The following is a 23,890-nucleotide window of genomic DNA, read 5'->3' on the forward strand; positions in this document are numbered from 1 at the left end:
CGTTATCCTTCTTCGCTCAACAGCAATGCGTTGAGTTCTTCAAGGACGCGCTGCGGCGTGATGTCGATCAGGCTCTGATGATAGCCTTCTGCGGCATCGCCTTTACGCACCTTGTGGTAGCCGGTGATTAAACGGATCACGCGCGCCTTGTGCGACAGCGGCGGCGTGAAGTCCGGGCTGCTTGGGCCATACAGCGCAACCAGGGGACGATCCAGCGCGGCGGCGACGTGCATTAAACCGGAGTCGTTCGTCACCACGGCTTTACAGGCGGCAATCAAAATAACCGCCTGCTCGAGCTGCGTTTCCCCGGCCAGGTTTCGGCACCAGGCCTGTTGCTCGGTACTGAGCGTGGCGAGAATTTCATTGCCCGCCTCATGATCTTTCGCCGAGCCAAACAGCACAATCTGATAGCCTTCATCGATAAGCTGTTTCGCCAGCTCTGCATAGTGATAGTGCGGCCAGCGTTTTGCCGGACCAAACTCCGCGCCAGGGCAGAACCCAATCATCGGGCGTTCGGACGAAATGCCAAATGCGTTGCAGGTGTGGGATTTCTCCCCATCGCTTACCTGGAGCTGCGGCCACAGCAGCGGCTGCGGCAGATCTTTCGCGCTGCGCATCACGCCTTTGTCGTAGGCCAGCGCCACGTAGCGCTCGACCATCAGCGGCCAGGCCTCTTTATCCAGCACACGGGCATCGTTCAGCAGGCCGTAGCGCATTTCACCGCGCCAGCCGGTACGATGCGGGATGCCCGCAAAGAAGGGCACAAGGGCAGATTTGAAGGAGTTAGGCAGCACGTAGGCGCGGTCATAGCGTTTCTCGCGCAGGCTGTGGCCGAGTTTGCGGCGTTCACCGATTTCCAGCGCCCCGTGGCCGAGCGGCATCGGGATCGCCTCGTTCACTTCCGGCATACGCGATAACAGCGGACGGCACCATGCGGGTGCCATCACGTCGATTATCGCCTGGGGATAACGCGCCTTGAGCGTGCGATAGAGACTTTGCGACATCATCATGTCGCCCACCCATGACGGGCCGATCACCAGAATTTTCATACTTATGCGTCGCGGTTCAGCCAGGCCATATATTCCGTTACGCCTTCGGCAACGGTCTTGAACGGCTTGTCATAGCCTGCGGCGCGCAGGTTAGTCAGGTCCGCCTGAGTGAATGCCTGGTAGCGGCCTTTCAGCTTATCCGGGAATGGAATGTACTCGATGCTGCCTTTCTTATGGTACGCCAGCGTCGCGTCTGCCACCGCCTGGAAGGATTCCGCGCGGCCGGTGCCCAGGTTGAAAATGCCGGACACGCCATTTTCCAGGAACCACAGGTTCACTGCCGCCACGTCGCCCACGTAGACGAAGTCACGCTTGAAGCCGTCGCTGCCTTCGAACAGTTTCGGGCTTTCGCCGTTATTTAACTGGGTGTTCAGGTGGAACGCCACGCTCGCCATGCTGCCTTTGTGGCCTTCGCGCGGCCCGTAGACGTTGAAGTAGCGGAAGCCGACAATTTGCGAGTTCGCTTCTGGCAGGATCTGACGCACGTACTCATCAAACAGGAATTTGGAGTAACCGTAGACGTTCAGCGGCTGCTCATATTCGCGGGATTCGATGAAATCTGAAGTGCGCCCACCGTAGGTTGCCGCGGAAGAGGCATACAGGAACGGAATTTCACGCTCCAGGCAGTAGTGCAGGAGCTCTTTGGAGTACTGATAGTTGTTATCCATCATGTACTTGCCGTCCCACTCGGTGGTGGAGGAGCACGCACCTTCGTGGAAGATGGCTTCGATCTCGCCGAACTCTTCACCCGCCATAATCTGGATAAGGAAGTCTTCTTTATCCATGTAGTCAGCGATGTTCAGATCCACCAGGTTCACGAACTTGGTGCCGTCTTTCAGGTTGTCCACCACCAGAATGTCGGTGATGCCTTTGTCATTGAGGGCCTTAACAATATTGCTGCCGATAAAGCCCGCGCCGCCAGTAACGATGATCATAACTGTAACCTTTGAAGTATGAGTCGGGGAATATCCCGAACGCTAATCTCTTTATCATATCATCACAATGCTCAGGCTTCAGCCATTCACCGATATGCAGCAGGGGTACGCGTGATTTATGCTGCAAAAACGAGAAGAGATACTGCGTCATCTCGTCATGAACTATTGGTTTGGGTAATATGTGCCAAAATTTGCCGAGTCTGGAGAATTGCAATGCGTGGTGATTTTTACAAACAGTTAAACAGCGACCTCGAGACCGCACGTGCGGAAGGGTTGTTCAAAGAAGAGCGTATTATCACGTCTGCCCAGCAGGCGGACATCACCGTTGCCGACGGCAGCCATGTGATCAACTTTTGCGCGAACAACTACTTAGGTCTTGCGAATCACCCTGAGCTGATTGCCGCGGCGAAAAACGGCATGGACACCCACGGTTTCGGTATGGCCTCCGTTCGCTTTATCTGCGGTACCCAGGACAGCCACAAGCAGCTTGAGCAAAAGCTGGCGAACTTCCTCGGAATGGAAGACGCGATTCTGTACTCATCCTGCTTCGACGCCAACGGCGGTCTGTTTGAAACCCTGCTCGGCGCAGAAGATGCGATTATCTCCGACGCCCTGAACCACGCCTCCATCATCGACGGTGTTCGCCTGTGTAAAGCGAAGCGTTTCCGCTACGCCAACAACGACATGGTTGAGCTGGAAGCCCGCCTGAAAGAGGCCCGTGAAGCCGGTGCCCGCCACGTGCTGATCGCCACCGACGGCGTGTTCTCCATGGATGGCGTGATCGCCAACCTGAAGGGCGTGTGCGATCTGGCGGATAAATACGACGCGCTGGTGATGGTGGATGACTCTCACGCGGTTGGCTTTGTCGGCGAAAACGGTCGCGGCTCCCACGAATACTGTGACGTAATGGGCCGCGTGGACATCATCACCGGTACGCTGGGCAAAGCGCTCGGCGGCGCGTCTGGCGGTTATACCGCTGCGCGTAAAGAGGTGGTTGAGTGGCTGCGTCAGCGCTCCCGCCCGTACCTGTTCTCCAACTCCCTGGCGCCGGCGATTGTGGCTGCCTCTATTAAAGTGCTGGAGATGGTGGAATCAGGAGCTGAACTGCGCGAGCGTCTGTGGGCTAACGCCCGCCTGTTCCGTGAAAAAATGAGCGCAGCAGGGTTCACCCTGGCCGGTGCTGACCACGCGATCATTCCGGTGATGCTGGGTGACGCGGTTGTCGCACAGCAATTTGCTCGTGAGCTTCAGAAAGAAGGGATTTACGTGACCGGGTTCTTCTTCCCGGTGGTACCAAAAGGTCAGGCGCGTATCCGCACCCAGATGTCTGCGGCGCACTCGCCTGAACAAATTGAACGTGCGGTGGAAGCCTTTACCCGCATCGGCAAACAGCTGGGCGTAATTGCCTGAGGACGTGTGATGAAAGCGTTATCCAAACTGAAAGCGGAAGAAGGGATTTGGATGACCGACGTACCGGAGCCGGAAGTCGGTCATAACGATCTGCTGATCAAAATTCGTAAAACCGCCATCTGCGGTACTGACGTTCACATCTACAACTGGGACCAGTGGTCGCAAAAAACTATTCCCGTGCCAATGGTAGTCGGCCACGAATATGTCGGCGAAGTAGTCGGCATCGGCCAGGAAGTGAAAGGCTTCAACATTGGCGACCGCGTCTCCGGTGAAGGCCACATTACCTGTGGTCACTGCCGCAACTGTCGCGGTGGGCGTACCCACCTGTGCCGCAACACCGTCGGCGTGGGCGTGAACCGTCCGGGCTGCTTCGCGGAATACCTGGTGATCCCGGCGTTTAACGCGTTCAAAATCCCGGACAATATCTCTGACGATCTGGCCTCCATCTTCGACCCGTTCGGCAACGCGGTACATACGGCGCTCTCCTTCGACCTGGTGGGGGAAGACGTGCTGGTCTCCGGCGCAGGCCCCATCGGTATTATGGCGGCAGCCGTGGCGAAGCATGTGGGTGCGCGCAACGTGGTGATCACCGACGTGAACGAATACCGCCTGTCGCTGGCGCGCAAAATGGGCGTCACCCGCGCGGTGGATGTCTCGAAAGAGAGCCTGACCGACGTGATGGAAGAGCTGGGCATGACCGAAGGCTTTGACGTGGGTCTGGAGATGTCCGGCGCGCCACCCGCGTTCCGCACCATGCTCGACACCATGAACCACGGTGGTCGTATCGCGATGCTGGGTATTCCGCCGTCAGATATGTCCATCGACTGGAACAAAGTCATCTTCAAGGGGCTATTCATTAAGGGCATCTATGGCCGCGAGATGTTTGAGACCTGGTACAAGATGGCCGCGCTGATCCAGTCCGGTCTGGATCTGTCCCCGATTATCACTCACCGTTTCTCCATCGATGAGTTCCAGCAGGGCTTTGACGCGATGCGTTCCGGCCAGTCAGGGAAAGTGATCCTGAGCTGGGATAAATAATGAAAAAGGGGCCAGCGGCCCCTTATTTTACTGATTCTTTTTCTCTTCGTCCGTCAGGTAACGCACCTTGCGGGTGTAGTCCTGACCTTTGAACAGCAGTTTGTTATCCGGCGATTCCAGATACTTCTGCCACTCGGAAAGCGGGAAACCACCGTGCGCGCCAATCACCTCTTTCGGCACAACGGCTTCCTGACCGCCGATCTTCTTGGAGACCGGCCAGTTCATCCAGTCGCCCAGGTTAACCGTTTTTACATCCAGCATGTCCAGCAGCGCAGCGAGCGGCAGCTGATCGGTCGGCGGCTGCGTATCGTCCATTAGCTCCCAGGTATCCTGGAACAGCGTCAGCCACAGCGGGCAGATACGGCGCCAGGTCTTTTTGGTGGCCGCAAGAAACGCGCCGTTAACGTGATCGACCAGATACGGGCGCACCGTTTCTTTGTAATAGGCCGGCACTTTTTCTGCGGGGGCGCCGTCCAGCTTGGCAATCATTTTGCCCTGACGGAAGCTGGAGTAGATGTGCATATCGGTCATGTTGATCTGGGGCATCTTCAGCAGGTTGAGATCGGAGTCGATCATCAGCACCCCTTCACCGCGCGCCTGAAGCGGAGCATTAAGCTTCACCAGACGACTGAGGTAGATCTGCTTATAGCGGTACCCCTCTTCACGTTTTGGCGGCGTGAGGGTCACAACGCGGGTTTTTGGCGGCAGTTCGCCAAAAGCGGATTCAGGCTGATCGCTGACGATAACAATCTCGCTGACGTCGGTGGCGTAACGCTCTGCAAAGGTCGCTGATAATAACGCCTCTTCGACGAAATCCGCGCCCGTACAAGGGATCACGATGGAATCAACCGCAACGAGATCGCGCGTGACCGGAAGGGAAGCGTAGGGAATGTTATGACGCCCGGTAATGTGGCGGTAGCGAGCATTCAGGAATTTAAACATGTTCTTCTCGTTTGGTTATTGCGCGCCAAGAACGGCCTCGACACCGTTAACATAGCTTTCAATGGCATACATGTTGCAGACATTCTGGTGTGCGGCAGCGGCGAGCCGGGCGCGCAGAGCAGGATCCTGCCAGATATTATCCAGATGTTGAGCAAGTTGCGACACGTCGCTCCACGGAAACAGCAGGCCGGTCGACTCATGATCGATCAATTCTGCCGTGCCGGTCACTTTTGAACCAATCACTGGGATGTTCAGCAGCATTGCCTCCAGCACGACGCGCGGCAGACCTTCGCTCTTCGAGGCCAGAATAAACGCGTCAAAGGTAGCAAGGTAGTCAAAAGGCGTGTTCTGGAAACCGGTAAAAATCACGTGTTCAGCAATCCCCAGCGCGTCAGCCTGTGCCGTCAGCGCGCCGCGCTCAGCCCCTTCACCGACCAGCACCATCTTCCATTTTGCCTGCGGGTGCCTCTGGTTGAACTGGGCCAGCGCCTCCAGCGTGTGATGGTTGGCCTTGCGAGGGATTAACGAGCCAACGCTGCCGAACACAAACGTGTCATCATCAATGTTCAGGCGCTGGCGCATCGCGCGTCGGTCGGGCAAGGGCTGGTGGATGTCGATGGCATTGTTGACCGTGGTACACAGCGCTGGCCGGACGCCATGCTGAAGTAGCACACGTTCAACGCCGTGCGAGACGGCGATGATTTTTGTGGCATGGGCATTCACCAGCTTCACCAGCGGCGGGGTCAGCACCGGTTCAATCCGGCAGTGCTGGATTATCCGCGCATGCAGGTTTGCGCCCGCCAGATACCCTTCTTCGTTAGAGCCTGGCTGGTTGTTCATATACAGCGTATCGAAACCACCTTCTCTGAAAATGGTCTCGATCTTGCTGACGTTGGGGCGAATGCGCCACAGGGTATCGATATGCCGCGTAAATGCTTTGCGCGCTGAACGCGAGAAAAACAGCAGACCACGTCCCGCTTCTTTCAGGAGTTTTGCCCATGCCGGTTGCTTACGTTGAGGGATAACGAGTAGAGGTATCCCAATGCTATTGAGCACCTGGCCTATCGTTTCACCTTCAGCACGACTATAATCACTGTAAAAACAACAAGTAATGTCGAATTTTTCGCGGTTGATTCGCTTCAGAAGCTCAAGCATACTGTTGGTACCTCCCCCCCATTCTTTGCCCGTGTCCAGGAGGAGGATTTTACGTTTTTGCGGCATGTCTGAATCCGTATGCTACCCTTCATCTGACCGCATTATAAAGAATTTGTTGAAATAAAATAGATTTTTTGTATTTCTTTGTCTTTTTATAAGAAAACGTTTTAAACACGCTTATTTTAAAAGTGTGATTTAAGACTTTAATCGCCTCTTCTCAATTAGATACTATTAGCGAAAATATTTATGTTGTTATTGAGAGAGTGAGAAAATGTTTAAAATAACGGTCTGCTTATTAACGTTTAACTCCGAAAGAACGTTGCACGATGTTATTCCTCCTCTTTTAAAAATAGCGGATGAATTCGTTGTAGTTGATTCCGGAAGTACAGACGCAACGATATATATTTGCCAGAGTTATGGATTGTCGGCCATATTCAAAAAATATAGCTGGCACGGCGAGCAGATGAACCATGCCGTATCCCATGCGCACAACGACTGGGTGCTGTGCATGGACAGCGACGAAATACTCGATCAAGAAACCGTTGATGCTATTTTAAAATTAAAAATGGGCGATGAACCCGAACCGGATATGGCGTGGCGGATATGTCGTCACTGGTTTGTTCTGGGAGAAAATGTCCGAACGATTTATCCCGTCTCATCACCGGATTATCCGGTGCGTCTTTTTAACCGTACGCAGTCGCGATTTAATAACCGGCCAGTAGACGATCAGGTCGAAGGTTTTCTCCATTCTGAACGTATTCCTGGCTATGTCAGACATGATACATTTTATTCACTGCATGAACTTTTCAATAAATTAAACGGATATACCACTCGCCTGGTTCAATATCAGACGATACGTCCCTCTCTTGGTCGCGGAGCGATCAGCGCTATCGGCGCATTTTTCAAATGGTATCTGTTTAGTGGTGCCTGGCGTCAGGGCAAAGTGGGTGTGGTGACAGGGTTTTATGCCACGGCGTACAGTTTTTTGAAGTATTTCAAGGCCTGGTATCAGAATCGGGAAAAGAAAGAGTCCGTTGCAAAAGAGCAGTCGGACTCTTATCTGGCAGAATAGGCGTTAGCCGATCAGGCTTTTTTTCCCCAACCCTGCCACTGTTGCTGGACGTATTTAACCAGCGTACTGCTGCTGATGCTTTCGCCAATCACCGTGAAGAAGCGGGTTGCATAGACCGGTTCAGGCGGCTGTTTCAGCGTGCAGTTCTTCACGCCGCGGAATGGATTACGCGGCTGCGTTGCGGGTGGTTGCGCGCTACCCGGACGAGAAGTATCCACCTGGGGTTCATTGAGCAGATCGCTCGGACGCACCAGCGTGATATCGGCGGGTAATCCCGGCAACATTTGCTGCAAAACGCGAACGGTAGATGGATGCGGATGCCCAATGGCAATCGCCGAACCGTTACGGCGCGCCAGCTGTACCGCGCGGTTGAACTGGACGCGGATATCCGCTTCGTTCTGGGAGTCATCCAGGAATACTTTGCGCTTGATGACTTTCACGCCCGTTCCCTGAGCGGCACGCATCGCCTGGCTGTTGCCGATGGTCATGCTGTCGAGGAAATAGAGGTTGTAACGCTCCAGCGCCTGCATCACTTTCAGCATACCGTACAGGCTGGAGGTCATCGCGCTGCCCATATGGTTATTCAGACCCACGGCATACGGCACTTTATTGTATGCATCGCGGATGATGCGATCGATCTCGTCGCTGCTCATGTCCGGGCGCAGGGTATCTTTTTCCAGCGGCTGCTTGCTGAGGGGGGCCATCGGCAGATGGATAAGGACCTGATGGCCGCCATTGTGCGCTTTGGTCGCCATTTCATGCGCGTGAGGCGCATTAGGCAGGACGGCGACAGAGATGGCTGACGGCATCGCCAGCACCTGATTTTCATAGTGTGGTCGATAACCGAAGTCATCAATCACAATCGCGAGTTTGCCTGCATAAACCGGTGCAGCCAGCGCCAGTGCGCTGACTACGGAAAAAACAATTCGACGAAATTGAAGCAAAACTTATCTTCCCAACCACGGCTGTGGATTGACCGCCTGACCCTGACGACGAATTTCGAAATAGAGTGACGGGCGGCCCTGACCGCCACTGCTGCCCACAAGGGCAATGGGTTGACCCGCGCGCACCTGAGTGCCAACGCTGACTAGCGCACTCTGGTTGTAGCCGTAAAGACTCATGTCGCCTTTACCGTGTTCAACCACCACCACGAGCCCATAACCCTGTAGCCAGTCGGCCAGGATCACGCGGCCATCGGCGATGGCTTTCACTTCGCTACCTTCAGACGCACCGATAACGATCCCCTTCCAACGTAGCTCACCCTGCAACTGTTCGCCATAGCGATGCAGGATCGTACCGCGAACGGGCCAGTAAGCCTGACCACGCGGGGAGCCGAGGCCGCCGGTACGGGACATCAGGGAACGTTCATTTTCAGTCGGTTTGTAGGTGGTGCCTTTGCGGGAGGCTTCCTGCTGCTTGTTACGCACCGCCTGCGCTTCGCGCGCTTCTTTTTCGGCGCGCGCTTTGGCCGCGGCTTCTGCCCGGGCAATGCTGTTACGCAGTCTGGATTCGTTGGCGCGCATTTCGCTCAGCTGGCTTTGTCCTGCCTGGATAGAGGACTCCAGCCCGGCGAGCGTCTTCTTACGCTCATTGCGCGCCTGCTCAAGCTTCTCCTGCTGCGCCTGCTGATCGTAGAGCAGCGTTTGCTGCTGGCTCTGCTTCTCTTCCAGCTCGGCTTTTTGCGTGGTGACTTCTTCGCGCGTCTGTTTCAGCTGCGCAATGGTCTCCTGACGCGCCTGGTTAAGATAGCCGAAATAGGCCTGTAAACGCTGACCTCGCTGGCTCTCTTCACCGCTGAGGATCAGCTGAAGGCCTGTGTGTTCACCCTGACGGAAAGCAGCATCAAGTTGTGCAGCAAGGTTCCGCTCCTGGGCATCGCGCTGACGCTCCAGTTTCGCAATCGACGCGTTCATTTCATCGATTTGCTTATTGAGCTGGGCAAGGGTGTTTTGTGTTTCACGCAGCTTACGCGCGGCGGCGGAAATGGCCTCTTCCTGCTTTTTAAGCTGGGCGAGCAGGGTGGCGCGCTGCTGTTGCTGCTGACGTACCGCACGCTCTTTGGCGGCGATATTGGCCTGAATGGATTTAAGCTGATCGCGGTCATCCGCATGGGCGGATGCGGCGCACAGCAATACGCCAGCGCTGAGTGCGCTGGCGCAAAGCAGAGGTCTGACTGATAACCGAAGCGGCTTCACGACCCATGTGATTGAAAAAATCGCCTTTCCCCTCATGGGGAGCGATTATTCCACGATGAACAGCGGCTTGCCAGTCATCTCTTCAGGGATTTCCATACCCATCAGCGACAACATGGTTGGCGCGATGTCGGAAAGCTTGCCGCCTTCCACTGCTTTCACTGATTTATCACCCACATAAATCAGTGGAACAGGCAGGTTGGTATGGGCGGTATGTGCCTGACCGGTTGCCGGGTCACGCATCTGTTCTGCGTTACCGTGGTCAGCGGTAATCAGCAGTTGGCCGCCTACGGATTCAACCGCTTTCGCAACCTGCTCAACGCAGTGGTCCAGCGCTTCAACCGCTTTAACGGCTGCTTCCATCACGCCGGTGTGGCCCACCATATCGCCATTCGGATAGTTACAGATGATGGTGTCGTATTTACCGCTTTGGATCGCGGCCACCAGTTTTTCGGTCAGCTCCGCAGAGCTCATTTCTGGCTGGAGATCGTAAGTGGCGACTTTCGGTGAGTTAATCAGGATGCGGTCTTCGCCTTTAAACGGCTCTTCTACGCCGCCGTTAAAGAAGAATGTCACGTGCGCATACTTCTCAGTTTCGGAGATGCGCAGCTGCGTTTTGTCATTTTTCGCCATCCACTCGCCGAAGGTGTTTGCCAGGGAAGCGGGTGGATACGCGCATGGGGCTTTGATATCCGCTGCATACTCGGTCAACTGGATGAAATCGATCTTCGCCACTTTCTTACGGGCGAAACCGTCGAAATCGCTGTTGACGAAGGCGCGGGTGATTTCGCGCGCGCGATCGGCACGGAAGTTCATGAAGATCAGCGCATCGCCATCTTCCATGGCGGCATCGGCCTGGCCTTCAGCGCGGATCACGGTTGCCTTCACAAATTCGTCGTTTTCATCACGCGCGTAAGCCGCTTCCAGGCCTTCAACGGCGGTCGGGAACTGGAACTCGCCTTTTGCCAGGGTCAGCAGATCATAGGCTTGCTCAACGCGGTCCCAGCGGTTGTCGCGGTCCATGGCATAGTAACGACCAATGATGGACGCCACGCGGCCTTTGCCCAGTGCGGCAAATTTGTCTTCAAACGCTTCAAGAGAACCTTTTGCGCTGCGTGGCGGCGTATCGCGACCATCCAGGAAGGCGTGCAGATAGATTTTTTCCGCACCGCGCTCAGCGGCCAGTTCTACCATCGCCATGATGTGATCTTCGTGGCTGTGAACACCGCCCGCAGAGAGCAGACCCATAATGTGAACGGCCTTGCCTGCGGCAACGGCTTTATCAACCGCTCCGGTGAGCGTTGGGTTGACAAAGAATGTACGTTCTTTGATTTCAACGTCCAGGCGCGTCAGGTCCTGATAAACGATACGGCCCGCACCCAGGTTAACGTGACCCACTTCTGAGTTGCCCATCTGACGATCCGGCAGACCCACTTCCAGGCCAGACGCATCAATCAGGGTGTGGGGACGTTTTGCCCATAGCGCATCCATAACCGGGGTTTTGGCGTTGAAAATGGCGTTATCCTGTTGATCTTCACGGTAGCCATAGCCATCCAGAATCACCAGTACCATAGGTTTTTTAGAAACCGACATTGCGACAACCTCATGCTCAAGAGACAAAAAATTTGCGTAATTTTACTACAGCTGAATCGATAAAATAGCCGCAGAAGATCAAAGAAAGCGCGGGGGCAAGGCTGTTCTCAGGCCATTTTGAGGCTTTTTTTACGTGGCATGCCGCAGAAAATAGATTAGCTTTATGTCGCTGGCTGTATTTGCCACAGCGCACAGGTATACTCCTGTCCTGGTTTTTTTAATCACTTAGTCGGGAGTTGTTACCCCCCATGCAAGAAATTATGCAATTCGTTAGCCGCCACCCGGTTCTGAGCATCGCGTGGATTGGCCTGCTGGTCGCTGTACTGTTCACCACATTTAAGGGACTGACGTCTAAAATTAAGGTGATCACCCGCGGTGAAGCGACACGTCTGATCAACAAAGAGGACGCCGTGGTTGTCGATCTGCGTCAGCGCGACGATTTCCGCAAGGGCCATATTGCAGGTGCTATCAACCTGCTGCCAGCGGAAATTAAAGCGAACAACATTGGTGAGCTGGAGAAGCATAAAGCCCAGCCGATTATTGTTGTTGACGGCACTGGCATGCAGGCGCAGGAATCTGCCAACGCACTGCATAAAGCAGGCTTTGAAAACGTAACGGTGCTGAAAGAAGGCATCTCCGGCTGGAGCGGGGAGAATCTTCCTTTAGTGCGCGGTAAATAAGGAGTTAAGTGATGGCCAATATTGAGATCTACACCAAAGCAACGTGCCCGTTCTGCCACCGAGCGAAAGCGCTGCTGTCCAGCAAAGGCGTAACGTTCAAGGAACTGCCGATCGATGGTGACGCGATTAAACGCGAAGAGATGATCCAACGCAGTGGTCGCACAACGGTTCCACAGATTTTTATTGATGCGCAGCACATTGGCGGCTGTGATGACTTGTATGCGCTCGACGCCCGTGGTGGACTCGATCCGCTGCTGAGCTAGAGACTTTAGGACAATTAAAAAGGGTTTTTCCATGTCAGAACAAAATAACACCGAGATGACTTTCCAGATCCAGCGCATCTACACCAAGGATGTCTCTTTCGAAGCGCCAAATGCGCCGCACGTTTTCCAGAAAGACTGGCAGCCAGAGGTTAAACTTGATCTGGATACCGCATCCACCCAGCTGGCGGATGATGTGTATGAAGTCGTACTGCGTGTCACCGTGACCGCCTCTCTGGGCGAAGAAACTGCGTTCCTGTGCGAAGTTCAGCAGGGCGGTATCTTCTCCATCGGCGGCATCGAAGGCAACCAGATGGCGCATTGCCTGGGTGCATACTGCCCGAACATCCTGTTCCCGTATGCGCGTGAATGCATCACCAGCCTGGTTTCTCGCGGTACATTCCCGCAACTGAACCTCGCGCCAGTAAACTTTGATGCGCTGTTCATGAACTATCTACAGCAGCAGGCTGGCGAAGGTGCCGAACAACATCAGGATGCCTGATGAGCACTGTTAATGCGTCAACGACTGTGATCGGTGCCGGCTCTTACGGCACCGCTCTTGCCATCACGCTGGCAAGAAATGGTCACGACGTGGTCCTGTGGGGCCACGATCCAAAACATATCGCGACGTTGCAACACGACCGCTGCAACGTGGCGTTTCTCCCGGACGTTCCGTTCCCTGACTCTCTCTATCTGGAAAGCGACCTCGCGACCGCGCTGGCGGCCAGCCGCAATATTCTGATTGTGGTGCCAAGCCACGTGTTTGGCGAAGTCCTGCGTCAGATTAAGCCGCTGATGCGTGCGGATGCGCGTATTGTGTGGGCGACGAAGGGGCTGGAAGCGGAAACCGGACGTCTGTTGCAGGACGTTGCCCGCGAAGCGCTGGGAACAGCGATCCCGCTGGCGGTGATCTCGGGGCCGACCTTTGCCAAAGAGCTGGCTGCGGGCTTGCCGACGGCGATCTCGCTGGCGTCCACCGACCAGGCATTTTCAGACGATCTTCAGCAACTGCTGCACTGCGGCAAAAGCTTCCGCGTGTACAGCAACCCCGATTTTATCGGCGTGCAGCTGGGCGGCGCGGTGAAGAACGTCATTGCCATCGGGGCCGGGATGTCTGACGGCATCGGTTTCGGCGCGAATGCGCGTACGGCGTTGATCACCCGTGGTCTGACCGAAATGTCCCGCCTGGGCGAAGCGCTGGGTGCCGATCCGGCCACTTTTATGGGAATGGCTGGGCTGGGCGACCTGGTGCTGACCTGCACCGATAACCAGTCGCGTAACCGCCGCTTTGGCATGATGCTCGGACAGGGCAGCGATGTAAAAAGCGCGCAGGAGAAGATTGGTCAGGTGGTTGAAGGCTATCGCAATACCAAAGAAGTTCGCGAATTGGCGCACCGTTTCGGTGTCGAAATGCCAATAACCGAGGAAATTTATCAGGTATTGTATTGCGGAAAAAATGCGCGCGAGGCAGCATTGACCTTATTAGGTCGTGCGCGCAAGGACGAGCGCAGCAGCAATTAGCCGGGAAGTATCGTCACCTGAATGACCCAGCCAGCGCAGAACTGGCTGGTCATTAACTATCGTCTGGAGCAAGCAATGCCGTGTGAAGAACTGGATATCGTCTGGAATAATATTAAAGCCGAAGCCCGAGCTTTGGCCGACTGTGAGCCCATGCTGGCCAGTTTCTATCACGCGACGCTACTTAAGCACGAAAATCTCGGCAGCGCCCTGAGCTATATGCTCGCCAATAAACTGGCTTCCCCTATCATGCCTGCTATTGCCATTCGCGAGGTGGTTGAAGAGGCCTACGCCGCAGATCCGGAGATGATTGCTTCTGCCGCCTGCGACATTCAGGCCGTGCGTACGCGTGACCCGGCGGTGGATAAATACTCCACGCCGCTACTGTATCTCAAAGGATTCCACGCCTTACAGGCGTACCGCATCGGCCACTGGTTATGGAATGAGGGACGCCGCGCGCTGGCCATCTTTCTTCAAAACCAGGTTTCCGTGACCTTCCAGGTCGATATTCATCCGGCGGCGAAAATTGGCCGTGGGATCATGCTCGACCACGCCACCGGCATTGTTGTCGGTGAAACGGCGGTGATCGAAGATGACGTGTCGATCCTGCAATCCGTTACGCTGGGCGGTACCGGTAAAACCAGCGGCGATCGCCATCCGAAAATTCGTGAAGGGGTGATGATTGGCGCGGGTGCTAAAATCCTCGGCAATATTGAAGTCGGACGCGGCGCGAAGATTGGCGCGGGGTCGGTTGTGCTCCAGCCTGTACCGCCGCACACCACCGCCGCTGGCGTCCCGGCGCGCATCGTCGGTAAGCCAGACAGCGATAAGCCGTCGATGGATATGGATCAGCACTTCAACGGTATTCACCACACCTTCGAATACGGCGACGGCATCTGAACGCCGGAACAGCCAAATAAAAAAGCCCGGTGAGTCAATGCACCGGGCTTTTGATTAGTTGCGGTATAACACTTTGATAATGTGATAGCCGAACTGCGTATGCAGTGGGCCGGTTGGCTCCAGCACCGGGCAGGAGAAAACCACTTTATCAAACGCCGGGACCATCTGGCCCTGGCGGAACTCGCCTAAGTCACCACCGCGTTTGCCTGACGGGCAAATCGAGTGTTTCTTCGCCAGTTTGCCGAAGTCGGCGCCGTTTTTAATCTGTTCGAGCAGATCCTGTGCCAGTTTCTCTTCTTTAACAAGGATATGCAGTGCTGCTGCTGTTTTTGCCATGATCGTGCCTTGAGTCGACTAGTTTACGGTCGGTATACTACCACGCGTTTTTCCTCCTCTCCCGACTTTGATTGAGTGATCATTTATGCGTTTAAACCCCGGACAACAACAAGCTGTCGAATTCGTCACCGGACCCTGCCTGGTGCTGGCGGGAGCGGGATCCGGTAAAACACGCGTGATCACCAACAAAATCGCCCATTTAATTCGGGGTTGTGGATACCAGGCGCGCCATATCGCGGCGGTCACCTTTACCAACAAAGCGGCGCGTGAGATGAAAGAGCGCGTCGGCCAGACGCTGGGCCGTAAAGAGGCGCGCGGGCTGATGATCTCCACCTTCCACACGCTGGGTCTGGATATTATCAAGCGCGAATACGCGGCGCTGGGCATGAAGTCCAACTTTTCTCTCTTTGATGACACCGACCAGGTGGCGCTGCTTAAAGAGCTAACGGAAGGGCTGATCGAAGATGACAAAGTGCTGTTGCAACAGCTGATCTCGACGATCTCGAACTGGAAAAACGATCTGATGACGCCGGCCCAGGCAGCGGCAAGTGCCAAAGGCGAGCGCGACCGCATCTTTGCCCACTGCTACGGTCTGTACGACGCGCATATGAAAGCCTGTAACGTCCTGGATTTCGACGATCTGATCCTGCTGCCGACGCTGCTGCTTCAGCGGAATGAAGAGGTGCGCGAGAGCTGGCAGAACAAAATTCGTTACCTGCTGGTGGATGAATACCAGGATACCAACACCAGCCAGTACGAGCTGGTAAAGCTGCTGGTAGGACAGCGCGCGCGTTTTACCGTTGTAGGCGATGACGATCAGTCGATTTACTCCTGGCGTGGCGCACGTCCGCAAAACCTGGTGCTGCTGAGCAAAGACTTCCCGGCGTTGCAGGTGATTAAACTGGAGCAGAACTACCGTTCTTCCGGGCGTATCCTGAAGGCGGCGAACATCCTGATTGCCAACAACCCGCACGTCTTTGAGAAGCGCCTGTTCTCTGAACTGGGTTACGGGACCGAGCTGAAAGTGCTCAGCGCCAATAACGAAGAGCACGAAGCGGAGCGCGTAACCGGCGAGCTGATTGCCCATCACTTCGTCAACAAAACTGAATACAAGGATTACGCGATCCTCTATCGCGGTAACCACCAGTCGCGCGTCTTTGAAAAGATGCTGATGCAGAACCGCATCCCCTACAAAATCTCCGGCGGTACGTCGTTCTTTTCGCGTCCGGAAATCAAGGATCTGCTGGCCTATCTGCGCGTGCTGACCAACCCGGATGACGACAGCGCTTTCCTGCGCATTGTAAATACGCCGAAGCGCGAGATTGGCTCTGCGACGCTGCAAAAGCTGGGTGAATGGGCGATGACCCGCAACAAAAGCCTGTTCACCGCCAGCTTCGATATGGGGCTGAGCCAGACCCTGACCGGGCGCGGCTATGAGGCCTTAACCCGCTTTACCCACTGGCTGGGTGAGGTGCAGCGTCTGGCTGAGCGCGAGCCTGTGGCGGCAGTACGCGATCTGATCCACGGCATTGATTACGAATCCTGGTTGTATGAAACCTCCGCCAGCCCGAAAGCGGCAGAGATGCGCATGAAAAACGTTAACCAGCTCTTCAGCTGGATGACCGAAATGCTTGAAGGATCTGAGATTGACGAGCCCATGACCCTGACGCAGGTGGTCACCCGCTTCACGCTGCGCGATATGATGGAGCGCGGGGAAAGCGAAGAAGAGGCCGATCAGGTTCAGCTGATGACGTTACATGCCTCGAAAGGGCTGGAGTTCCCTTATGTCTATCTGGTGGGGATGGAAGAGGGCCTATTGCCGCACCAGAGCAGCATTGATGAAGATAACGTCGACGAAGAGCGCCGTCTGGCCTACGTTGGGATCACCCGTGCGCAGAAAGAGCTGACGTTTACGCTGTGCAAAGAGCGCCGTCAGTATGGTGAGCTGGTGCGCCCGGAGCCGAGCCGTTTTCTGCTGGAGTTGCCTCAGGACGATCTTATCTGGGAGCAGGAGCGTAAAGTCATTACCGCTGAAGAGCGTATGCATAAAGGGCAGGCAAACGTGGCAAACATTCGCGCAATGCTGGCAAAAGCCAAAGAGAAGGGATAACTATTTGTAGGCCGGGTAAGGCGAAGCCGCCACCCGGCACGCTTCAAGGGTCACTTCACATCAAGCGCCCAGTGCACATAGCTCTGCCACTGGTACTCCTGCTCAATCAGTTCCGCCCCAAGGGGATGATCCTCAAGCCAGTTTTCCGGTAGCGTCAGCGTCAGTTTCTCCTCGTCTGCCGCCAGCGTAATGGCTGGCAGCAAATCATCTCGACGCCGACTGGCAAACAGGATCGCCAGCCGAAGCAGACGACACAGATGCTCCGCCACGCGCGGCGGCACAGCGTTCTGCTGGTGAAGGGAAGAGAGATCGACGGCGTTAGTCTGATTCAGCAGCAGGGTGGCCAGCAGCTTCTTCTGGGCGGGCGTATAACCCGGCAAATCGAGATTACGCACCAGCCAGGCCGCGTGCAGCGGTGCCTGCTTGTACTCCACGCTGAGACCAATTTCATGTAGCGCACAGGCGCTTAGCAACAGATCGCGGCTTAACGGTTCAATATCCCAGCTTTTTTTCACCTGATCGGCAAACTGTGACGCCAGTTGACTCACTCTCTGCGCCTGGTCGGTATCCACAATAAAGCGGCGTTGAACGTTACGCAGCGTACGGCTACGGATGTCCTGATCGACCGACTGGTGCAGCATTCCGTAGACCAGACCTTCACGCAGCGCACCGCCTGCCAGGGTCATACACTGGATATTAAGCTCGGTGAAAATGGCAATCAGTATGGCGAGCCCACTGGGGAAAACCAGCGCGCGTTCAAGCGTCAGCCCTTCTATTTCAAGCTCTTCCAGACGACCACACTGGATGGCGCGCTGTTTAAGCTGCTGGAGTTTGGCAAGCGTGATCCGCTCGTCCATCCCCTGTGCCATCATGATTTCCTGCAACGCCTGCACGGTTCCGGACGCGCCGACACACACTTTCCAGCCGTGATAGCGCAGTTCGTCCATGACCGGGCGCAGGACCGCACGCGCCGCGTTTTCCGCCTCGTCAAAATTCTCTTTGGCAAGGTTTCGATCGGTAAAGTAGCGTTCCAGCCAGGTCACACAGCCCATTGACAGGCTGAAGAGCGACGTCGCCTGCGCGCCTGTGCCCGTGACCAGTTCGGTACTGGCGCCACCGATATCGACCACCAGACGACGATCGTCGCCGCCGGTCGTATGCGCCACACCCTGATAAATCAGACGCGCTTCTTCTTCACCGCTGATGACCTGCACCGGACAGCCCAGAATTTCCTGTGCTCTGGCAATGAAATCGCCAGCGTTAACCGCCAGACGAAGGGTCGCCGTGGCAACAACGCGAATTTGACTGAGCGGGATATCCTGTAAACGTTCTGCAAACAGACGCAGACACTGCCAGCCACGTTCCATGGCTTCCGGGGAGAGATGATTATCGCTGCTCAGGCCCGCCGCGAGGCGGACCTTGCGCTTAATGCGCGTCAGCGTTTGTATGCTTCCCGCCACCTCGCGCACAACCAGCATATGAAAACTATTCGAACCGAGATCAATTGCCGCATAAAGCGAGGTGGAGCTGAGCATATTTTCTTAACCTGAACGACGACGATTACGCGGTGCACCGCCGGAACGACGCGGGCCATTGCCGGAGCGTGGACGTGTAAGGCGCTTAGGTGGCGGCAACTCGCTTAACAGCGCTTCCGGATTGTATTTGCTCTGTGGAATAGAGTGACCGATGTAGGTCTCAATGGCCGGAAGGTTCAGCGCATACTCTTCACACGCAAGGCTGATGGAGTGACCGCTTGCGCCTGCACGACCAGTACGACCGATACGGTGTACATAGTCTTCACAGTCATCTGGCAGGTCATAGTTAAAGACGTGCGTCACGGCTGGAATGTGCAGGCCACGGGCCGCCACGTCGGTCGCGACCAGAATATCAAGGTCGCCACGAGTAAATTCGTCGAGAATGCGCAGGCGTTTTTTCTGCGCCACGTCGCCGGTCAGCAGACCCACACGGTGACCATCTGCCGCCAGGTGTCCCCAGATATCTTCACAGCGGTGTTTGGTGTTCGCGAAGATAATCGCGCGATCCGGCCACTCTTCTTCGATCAGGGTTTGCAACAGGCGCATTTTCTCTTCATTAGAAGGATAAAAAAGCTCTTCTTTAATGCGGTGCCCGGTTTTCTGCTCCGGTTCTACTTCCACATATTCCGCATTGTTCATCTGCTCGAATGCGAGTTCACGTACGCGGTATGACAGGGTTGCGGAAAACAGCATGTTCAGACGCTGGTTTGCCGCAGGCATACGGCGGAACAGCCAGCGGATGTCTTTAATGAAGCCCAGATCGTACATGCGGTCTGCTTCATCCAGCACCACGACCTGGATTGCGCCGAGGTTGATATGGTTCTGTTTGGCGTAGTCGATAAGACGGCCGGTGGTCCCAATCAGGATATCGACGCCGCTTTCCAGCACTTTCAGCTGTTTATCGTAGCCGTCGCCGCCGTAGGCCAGGCCAAGTTTCAGGCCGGTGGCTTGCGCCAGGGGCTCAGCGTCTGCGTGGATCTGTACCGCCAGTTCTCGCGTCGGGGCCATAATTAGCGCGCGCGGCTGGTTAACTTTGCGGTCTGCAATCGCTGGGTGAGAAAGTAAATAATGAAACGTTGACGTTAAAAACGCCATCGTTTTGCCAGTACCGGTTTGCGCCTGCCCTGCAACATCGCGACCGGCCAGCGTCAGCGGCAGGGCGAGAGCCTGAATGGGCGTGCAGTTATGAAACCCTTTAGTTTCAAGGGCTTCGATCACCTTTGGGTGCAGGGCGAAGTCGGAAAACTTCTGTTCTGTTAAATGTGTTTTGCTCATAGTGTGGTAGAATATCAGCTTACTATTGCTTTACGAAAGCGTATCCGGTGAAATAAAGTCAACCTTTAGTTGGTTAATGCGACATCAACACGTCGTTGGTGGAGACAAAACCAACGTACCAGGCTTATTCCTGTGGAGTTATATATGAGCGATAAAATTATTCACCTGACTGACGACAGTTTTGACACGGACGTACTTAAAGCTGACGGGCTGATCCTCGTTGATTTCTGGGCTGAATGGTGTGGTCCTTGCAAAATGATCGCTCCGATTCTGGATGAAATCGCTGACGAATATCAGGGCAAACTGACCGTTGCCAAGCTGAACATCGACCAGAACCCGGGCACCGCGCCAAAATACGGTATCCGTGGCATCCCGACCCTGCTGCTGTTCAAGAACGGTGACGTGGCAGCGACCAAAGTGGGCGCACTGTCCAAAGGTCAACTGAAAGAGTTCCTGGACGCTAACCTGGCGTAAGGTTTCTCAGCTGAGCGTCCAGAGCGCCTAATTAACGGCGAGATCTGGACGCCCGGCTTTAGTCGTGCTAAGTTAGCTATGACTACGTTTTAAACATATCTTGTTGTTTGAATCTTGTTTTACCCGATACTTCCCGTTGTTAACATAAACAGTGCGTGAAGTTGCTAGATTCCGGGCTTGTCACTCAATCCGTCTTGTCGTTTCAGTTCTGCGTTCTTTCCCTGTGACCAGACAGCGAACAGACATGAGGTGATGGCCGCTAAACAGGCATGGATGACCCTGCCATACCATTCACAACATTAAGTTCGAGAATCACCCCGAGTTTAAGAACCCACACCATTATGAATCTTACCGAATTAAAGAATACGCCGGTTTCTGAGCTGATCACTCTCGGCGAAAATATGGGACTGGAAAACCAGGCTCGTATGCGCAAGCAGGACATCATTTTCGCCATCCTGAAGCAGCACGCTAAGAGTGGCGAAGATATCTTTGGCGACGGTGTGCTGGAGATACTGCAAGACGGATTTGGTTTCCTCCGCTCCGCAGACAGCTCCTACCTCGCCGGCCCTGACGACATCTACGTATCCCCTAGCCAAATCCGCCGTTTCAACCTCCGCACTGGTGACACCATTTCAGGTAAGATTCGTCCTCCAAAAGAGGGTGAACGCTACTTTGCGCTGTTGAAGGTTAACGAAGTTAACTACGACAAACCGGAAAACTCCCGCAATAAGATCCTGTTCGAGAACTTAACGCCGCTGCACGCGAACTCTCGCCTGCGCATGGAGCGTGGTAACGGGTCTACTGAAGATTTAACCGCGCGTGTGCTGGATCTGGCATCGCCAATTGGTCGTGGCCAGCGTGGTCTGATTGTGGCGCCGCCAAAAGCCGGTAAAACCATGCTGCTGCAAAACATCGCGCAGAGCATTGCTTACAACCACCCAGACTGTGTGCTGATGGTGCTGCTGATTGACGAACGTCCGGAAGAAGTGACCGAGATGCAGCGTCTGGTGAAAGGGGAAGTGGTTGCGTCTACCTTCGACGAGCCTGCTTCCCGCCACGTTCAGGTTGCGGAAATGGTTATCGAGAAGGCGAAACGCCTGGTTGAGCACAAGAAAGATGTGATCATCCTGCTCGACTCCATCACCCGTCTGGCGCGTGCCTACAACACCGTGGTGCCGGCTTCCGGTAAAGTACTGACCGGTGGTGTGGATGCCAACGCCCTGCATCGTCCGAAGCGTTTCTTCGGTGCGGCGCGTAACGTGGAAGAGGGCGGTAGCCTGACCATTATCGCGACGGCGCTGATCGATACCGGCTCCAAAATGGACGAAGTTATCTACGAAGAGTTCAAAGGTACAGGCAACATGGAACTGCACCTTTCTCGTAAAATCGCAGAAAAACGCGTCTTCCCGGCGATCGACTACAACCGTTCCGGTACCCGTAAAGAAGAGCTGCTTACCACTCAGGAAGAGCTTCAGAAAATGTGGATCCTGCGCAAAATCATCCATCCAATGGGCGAAATCGACGCAATGGAATTCCTCATCAACAAACTGGCGATGACCAAAACGAACGACGATTTCTTCGACATGATGAAACGCTCGTAACGCAAATAATCCCAGTAAACGCCACGTTTTTACGTGGCGTTTTTTATTTATGGACTATACGCTATTACCACACACTCCCAATTTTGACCTGTCGGTGCGACAATAAGAATGTTTGCACAGTCAAAGAAATAATTGATTGAAAAACATACAAAGGGAGTTGTGAGAAGCCATCTTTAATCCTTCTGAGGCAGTGGCTTCATGGTTATACTTCCGGGACTAACATTTGTTGAGAGCAATCCATTGTGAATCTACTCACTGCAGTAACTGAGCTGATCAGTATTTTTTTATTCACAACCTGTTTTTTGTTCATTGCGCGCAAGGTAGCAAAAAGAATGGCACTGTTGCAAAGTTAGCGATGAGGCAGCCTTTTGTCTTATTCAAAGGCCTTACATTTCAAAAACTCTGCTTACCAGGCGCATTTCGCCCAGGGGATCACCATAATAAAATGCTGAGGCCTGGCCTTTGCGTAGTGCACGCATCACCTCAATACCTTTGATGGTGGCGTAAGCCGTCTTCATGGATTTAAATCCCAGCGTGGCGCCGATTATCCGTTTCAGTTTGCCATGATCGCATTCAATCACGTTGTTCCGGTACTTAATCTGTCGGTGTTCAACGTCAGACGGGCACCGGCCTTCGCGTTTGAGCAGAGCAAGCGCGCGACCATAGGCGGGCGCTTTATCCGTGTTGATGAATCGCGGGATCTGCCACTTCTTCACGTTGTTGAGGATTTTACCCAGAAACCGGTATGCAGCTTTGCTGTTACGACGGGAGGAGAGATAAAAATCGACAGTGCGGCCCCGGCTGTCGACGGCCCGGTACAGATACGCCCAGCGGCCATTGACCTTCACGTAGGTTTCATCCATGTGCCACGGGCAAAGATCGGAAGGGTTACGCCAGTACCAGCGCAGCCGTTTTTCCATTTCAGGCGCATAACGCTGAACCCAGCGGTAAATCGTGGAGTGATCGACATTCACTCCGCGTTCAGCCAGCATCTCCTGCAGCTCACGGTAACTGATGCCGTATTTGCAGTACCAGCGTACGGCCCACAGAATGATGTCACGCTGAAAATGCCGGCCTTTGAATGGGTTCATGTGCAGCTCCATCAGCAAAAGGGGATGATAAGTTTATCACCACCGACTATTTGCAACAGTGCCGTAAGCTGCACCTCAAACCCCCGGATCAGGCTCTCCAGGCCATGCAGAAAGGCCTGCTCACCATCATCACTGTCCATAATCTGCAGCGCTTCCCGCAATAGCGGCGGCAGGTTTTCGTCCGGTGCTGCAGGGCGGTCGGTCAGGGCGGCAGTATGCTCCTGCTGCTCCAGTACGGCACCAAGGGTAAAATGACTGACCGCTGAAATCGCATATAACCCGTCGCGCAGTGAAAAGCCGTTTTCTGTCATAAAGCGTAACTGGGTTTCCACCGTATCATACTGTTTTTCATCAGGGCGGGTGCCGAGGTGCACTTTTGCCCCGTCACGGTAACGCAGCAGCGCCCGGCGGAAACTCATTGCATTATTGCGCAGAAATGACTGCCAGGATTCCCCCGCCGCAGGCAGTGAATAATCATGATGACGCGCCAGGATCTCCACCGCCAGCGCATCCAGTAACGCCCGTTTATTTTTCACATGCCAGTAAAGTGTCGGCTGTTCTATTCCCAGCTTCTGCGCCAGCTTGCGGGTCGTCAGCCCGTCAATCCCTGTCTCATTCAGCAGTTCCAGTGCCGCATCAATAACCGATTCTCTGTTCAGCCGTGCCATGACCGTCTCCTCCGATTTTCAGATTGACACTCTATCATTGATAGGGATATATTCCA

The 23,890-nt window shown here is 54.7% G+C and carries 23 protein-coding genes and 1 pseudogene; 12 read left to right on the forward strand and 12 right to left on the reverse strand.

All coding sequences use genetic code 11. From position 1 onward, the window contains the following. Positions 1-2: 2 nt before the first annotated feature. Together rfaF and rfaD are read right to left on the reverse strand one after the other, a co-directional pair. Positions 3-1,049 carry an ADP-heptose--LPS heptosyltransferase RfaF gene (rfaF, locus tag SK53_RS17890; RefSeq protein ID WP_003860863.1) on the reverse strand — a complete coding sequence of 349 codons (1,047 nt, stop codon included), beginning with the start codon at positions 1,047-1,049 and terminating at the stop codon, positions 3-5. Between the two features lie 2 nt (positions 1,050-1,051). Then, positions 1,052-1,984 carry an ADP-glyceromanno-heptose 6-epimerase gene (gene rfaD, locus SK53_RS17895; RefSeq protein ID WP_003860858.1) on the reverse strand — a complete coding sequence of 311 codons (933 nt, stop codon included), beginning with the start codon at positions 1,982-1,984 and terminating at the stop codon, positions 1,052-1,054. Between the two features lie 213 nt (positions 1,985-2,197). Here rfaD and kbl point away from each other — a divergent pair, with 213 nt between their 5' ends. Beyond that, positions 2,198-3,394, forward strand: a complete 1,197-nt coding sequence (kbl, locus tag SK53_RS17900) for a glycine C-acetyltransferase (protein WP_023315172.1) — start codon at positions 2,198-2,200, stop codon at positions 3,392-3,394. Positions 3,395-3,403: 9 nt separating this feature from the next. Beyond that, entirely contained in the window at positions 3,404-4,432 is a 1,029-nt protein-coding gene (gene tdh / locus SK53_RS17905; RefSeq protein ID WP_017383610.1) for an L-threonine 3-dehydrogenase, read from the forward strand. A 27-nt stretch (positions 4,433-4,459) separates the two neighbouring features. Here the strand turns inward: tdh and SK53_RS17910 are convergent, their stop codons facing one another. Continuing rightward, positions 4,460-5,374, reverse strand: coding sequence for a hypothetical protein (locus SK53_RS17910; RefSeq protein WP_023323976.1), 915 nt, complete (start codon positions 5,372-5,374; stop codon positions 4,460-4,462). Between the two features lie 15 nt (positions 5,375-5,389). Then, a complete protein-coding gene (locus tag SK53_RS17915; protein ID WP_023323977.1) occupies positions 5,390-6,595 on the reverse strand; it encodes a glycosyltransferase in 1,206 nt (401 codons plus the stop codon). Between the two features lie 205 nt (positions 6,596-6,800). Between SK53_RS17915 and SK53_RS17920 the strand changes: the two genes are divergently transcribed. Beyond that, a complete protein-coding gene (locus SK53_RS17920; protein ID WP_023323978.1) occupies positions 6,801-7,601 on the forward strand; it encodes a glycosyltransferase family 2 protein in 801 nt (266 codons plus the stop codon). Positions 7,602-7,612: 11 nt separating this feature from the next. Here SK53_RS17920 and SK53_RS17925 read toward each other — a convergent pair whose 3' ends face one another. Genes SK53_RS17925 through gpmM form a run of 3 tightly spaced genes read right to left on the reverse strand, consistent with a single transcriptional unit; the run spans position 7,613 to position 11,386 of the window. Next, positions 7,613-8,545 carry a divergent polysaccharide deacetylase family protein gene (locus SK53_RS17925; protein ID WP_032622054.1) on the reverse strand — a complete coding sequence of 311 codons (933 nt, stop codon included), beginning with the start codon at positions 8,543-8,545 and terminating at the stop codon, positions 7,613-7,615. Positions 8,546-8,548: 3 nt separating this feature from the next. Then, entirely contained in the window at positions 8,549-9,808 is a 1,260-nt protein-coding gene (envC, locus tag SK53_RS17930) for a murein hydrolase activator EnvC (RefSeq protein WP_255349778.1), read from the reverse strand. Positions 9,809-9,841: 33 nt separating this feature from the next. Then, positions 9,842-11,386, reverse strand: a complete 1,545-nt coding sequence (gpmM, locus tag SK53_RS17935; protein ID WP_023315176.1) for a 2,3-bisphosphoglycerate-independent phosphoglycerate mutase — start codon at positions 11,384-11,386, stop codon at positions 9,842-9,844. A 248-nt stretch (positions 11,387-11,634) separates the two neighbouring features. Between gpmM and SK53_RS17940 the strand changes: the two genes are divergently transcribed. The 5 genes from SK53_RS17940 (at position 11,635) to cysE (ending at position 14,744) form a co-directional block, all read left to right on the forward strand. Continuing rightward, positions 11,635-12,066 (forward strand): rhodanese-like domain-containing protein, encoded by a 432-nt coding sequence (locus tag SK53_RS17940; RefSeq protein WP_003860840.1) that lies wholly within the window; start codon positions 11,635-11,637, stop codon positions 12,064-12,066. An 11-nt stretch (positions 12,067-12,077) separates the two neighbouring features. Continuing rightward, positions 12,078-12,329 carry a glutaredoxin 3 gene (gene grxC / locus SK53_RS17945; protein WP_003860837.1) on the forward strand — a complete coding sequence of 84 codons (252 nt, stop codon included), beginning with the start codon at positions 12,078-12,080 and terminating at the stop codon, positions 12,327-12,329. A gap of 31 nt (positions 12,330-12,360) precedes the next feature. Continuing rightward, the gene (secB, locus tag SK53_RS17950; protein ID WP_003860835.1) at positions 12,361-12,828 is read left to right on the forward strand and encodes a protein-export chaperone SecB; all 468 of its coding nucleotides are present in this window, start codon (positions 12,361-12,363) and stop codon (positions 12,826-12,828) included. Further along, positions 12,828-13,847 (forward strand): NAD(P)H-dependent glycerol-3-phosphate dehydrogenase, encoded by a 1,020-nt coding sequence (gene gpsA, locus SK53_RS17955; RefSeq protein ID WP_048209854.1) that lies wholly within the window; start codon positions 12,828-12,830, stop codon positions 13,845-13,847. The genes secB and gpsA overlap by 1 nt, the downstream gene beginning before the upstream one ends. Before the next feature lie 75 nt (positions 13,848-13,922). Next, a complete protein-coding gene (cysE, locus tag SK53_RS17960) occupies positions 13,923-14,744 on the forward strand; it encodes a serine O-acetyltransferase (RefSeq protein ID WP_022646641.1) in 822 nt (273 codons plus the stop codon). A 54-nt stretch (positions 14,745-14,798) separates the two neighbouring features. Here the strand turns inward: cysE and ppiC are convergent, their stop codons facing one another. After that, positions 14,799-15,080 (reverse strand): peptidylprolyl isomerase PpiC, encoded by a 282-nt coding sequence (gene ppiC / locus SK53_RS17965; RefSeq protein ID WP_006812396.1) that lies wholly within the window; start codon positions 15,078-15,080, stop codon positions 14,799-14,801. An 85-nt stretch (positions 15,081-15,165) separates the two neighbouring features. Here ppiC and rep point away from each other — a divergent pair, with 85 nt between their 5' ends. After that, positions 15,166-17,190 carry a DNA helicase Rep gene (rep, locus tag SK53_RS17970; RefSeq protein ID WP_048209855.1) on the forward strand — a complete coding sequence of 675 codons (2,025 nt, stop codon included), beginning with the start codon at positions 15,166-15,168 and terminating at the stop codon, positions 17,188-17,190. 50 nt (positions 17,191-17,240) lie between these two features. Here rep and gppA read toward each other — a convergent pair whose 3' ends face one another. Together gppA and rhlB are read right to left on the reverse strand one after the other, a co-directional pair. Next, positions 17,241-18,725 (reverse strand): guanosine-5'-triphosphate,3'-diphosphate diphosphatase, encoded by a 1,485-nt coding sequence (gene gppA, locus SK53_RS17975; protein WP_032661064.1) that lies wholly within the window; start codon positions 18,723-18,725, stop codon positions 17,241-17,243. 6 nt (positions 18,726-18,731) lie between these two features. After that, positions 18,732-20,000: an ATP-dependent RNA helicase RhlB gene (rhlB, locus tag SK53_RS17980; protein ID WP_003860827.1), complete on the reverse strand. Its 1,269-nt coding sequence runs from the start codon at positions 19,998-20,000 to the stop codon at positions 18,732-18,734. Between the two features lie 144 nt (positions 20,001-20,144). On the opposite strand from rhlB, the gene trxA reads away from it, so the two are divergent. The 3 genes and pseudogenes from trxA to SK53_RS24085 form a co-directional block, all read left to right on the forward strand. Beyond that, positions 20,145-20,474: a thioredoxin TrxA gene (trxA, locus tag SK53_RS17985; RefSeq protein WP_006812392.1), complete on the forward strand. Its 330-nt coding sequence runs from the start codon at positions 20,145-20,147 to the stop codon at positions 20,472-20,474. Between the two features lie 341 nt (positions 20,475-20,815). Further along, positions 20,816-22,075: a transcription termination factor Rho gene (gene rho, locus SK53_RS17990; RefSeq protein ID WP_001054528.1), complete on the forward strand. Its 1,260-nt coding sequence runs from the start codon at positions 20,816-20,818 to the stop codon at positions 22,073-22,075. A gap of 242 nt (positions 22,076-22,317) precedes the next feature. Next, a pseudogene (locus SK53_RS24085) lies at positions 22,318-22,419 on the forward strand (hypothetical protein); the annotation flags it as partial. 42 nt (positions 22,420-22,461) lie between these two features. Here SK53_RS24085 and SK53_RS17995 read toward each other — a convergent pair. Both SK53_RS17995 and tetR(D) read right to left on the reverse strand, forming a co-directional pair. Then, on the reverse strand, positions 22,462-23,166 hold the full coding sequence (locus tag SK53_RS17995) for an IS6-like element IS26 family transposase (RefSeq protein WP_001067855.1): 705 nt from the start codon (positions 23,164-23,166) through the stop codon (positions 22,462-22,464). A gap of 11 nt (positions 23,167-23,177) precedes the next feature. Beyond that, on the reverse strand, positions 23,178-23,834 hold the full coding sequence (tetR(D), locus tag SK53_RS18000) for a tetracycline resistance transcriptional repressor TetR(D) (RefSeq protein WP_000113282.1): 657 nt from the start codon (positions 23,832-23,834) through the stop codon (positions 23,178-23,180). Positions 23,835-23,890: the final 56 nt, after the last annotated feature.

It is taken from the genome of Enterobacter sp. MGH119 (assembly GCF_001037675.1).
Taxonomy (GTDB): domain Bacteria; phylum Pseudomonadota; class Gammaproteobacteria; order Enterobacterales; family Enterobacteriaceae; genus Enterobacter; species Enterobacter hormaechei_C.

What these genes read in the sequence shown, in the direction of transcription:
- rfaF (WP_003860863.1), bottom strand. Translation starts at nt 1,049, where the DNA reads ATGAAAATTCTGGTGATCGGCCCGTCATGGGTGGGCGACATGATGATG.
- rfaD (WP_003860858.1), bottom strand. Translation starts at nt 1,984, where the DNA reads ATGATCATCGTTACTGGCGGCGCGGGCTTTATCGGCAGCAATATTGTT.
- kbl (WP_023315172.1), top strand. Translation starts at nt 2,198, where the DNA reads ATGCGTGGTGATTTTTACAAACAGTTAAACAGCGACCTCGAGACCGCA.
- tdh (WP_017383610.1), top strand. Translation starts at nt 3,404, where the DNA reads ATGAAAGCGTTATCCAAACTGAAAGCGGAAGAAGGGATTTGGATGACC.
- SK53_RS17910 (WP_023323976.1), bottom strand. Translation starts at nt 5,374, where the DNA reads ATGTTTAAATTCCTGAATGCTCGCTACCGCCACATTACCGGGCGTCAT.
- SK53_RS17915 (WP_023323977.1), bottom strand. Translation starts at nt 6,595, where the DNA reads ATGCCGCAAAAACGTAAAATCCTCCTCCTGGACACGGGCAAAGAATGG.
- SK53_RS17920 (WP_023323978.1), top strand. Translation starts at nt 6,801, where the DNA reads ATGTTTAAAATAACGGTCTGCTTATTAACGTTTAACTCCGAAAGAACG.
- gpmM (WP_023315176.1), bottom strand. Translation starts at nt 11,386, where the DNA reads ATGTCGGTTTCTAAAAAACCTATGGTACTGGTGATTCTGGATGGCTAT.
- SK53_RS17940 (WP_003860840.1), top strand. Translation starts at nt 11,635, where the DNA reads ATGCAAGAAATTATGCAATTCGTTAGCCGCCACCCGGTTCTGAGCATC.
- grxC (WP_003860837.1), top strand. Translation starts at nt 12,078, where the DNA reads ATGGCCAATATTGAGATCTACACCAAAGCAACGTGCCCGTTCTGCCAC.
- secB (WP_003860835.1), top strand. Translation starts at nt 12,361, where the DNA reads ATGTCAGAACAAAATAACACCGAGATGACTTTCCAGATCCAGCGCATC.
- gpsA (WP_048209854.1), top strand. Translation starts at nt 12,828, where the DNA reads ATGAGCACTGTTAATGCGTCAACGACTGTGATCGGTGCCGGCTCTTAC.
- cysE (WP_022646641.1), top strand. Translation starts at nt 13,923, where the DNA reads ATGCCGTGTGAAGAACTGGATATCGTCTGGAATAATATTAAAGCCGAA.
- ppiC (WP_006812396.1), bottom strand. Translation starts at nt 15,080, where the DNA reads ATGGCAAAAACAGCAGCAGCACTGCATATCCTTGTTAAAGAAGAGAAA.
- rep (WP_048209855.1), top strand. Translation starts at nt 15,166, where the DNA reads ATGCGTTTAAACCCCGGACAACAACAAGCTGTCGAATTCGTCACCGGA.
- gppA (WP_032661064.1), bottom strand. Translation starts at nt 18,725, where the DNA reads ATGCTCAGCTCCACCTCGCTTTATGCGGCAATTGATCTCGGTTCGAAT.
- rhlB (WP_003860827.1), bottom strand. Translation starts at nt 20,000, where the DNA reads ATGAGCAAAACACATTTAACAGAACAGAAGTTTTCCGACTTCGCCCTG.
- trxA (WP_006812392.1), top strand. Translation starts at nt 20,145, where the DNA reads ATGAGCGATAAAATTATTCACCTGACTGACGACAGTTTTGACACGGAC.
- rho (WP_001054528.1), top strand. Translation starts at nt 20,816, where the DNA reads ATGAATCTTACCGAATTAAAGAATACGCCGGTTTCTGAGCTGATCACT.
- SK53_RS17995 (WP_001067855.1), bottom strand. Translation starts at nt 23,166, where the DNA reads ATGAACCCATTCAAAGGCCGGCATTTTCAGCGTGACATCATTCTGTGG.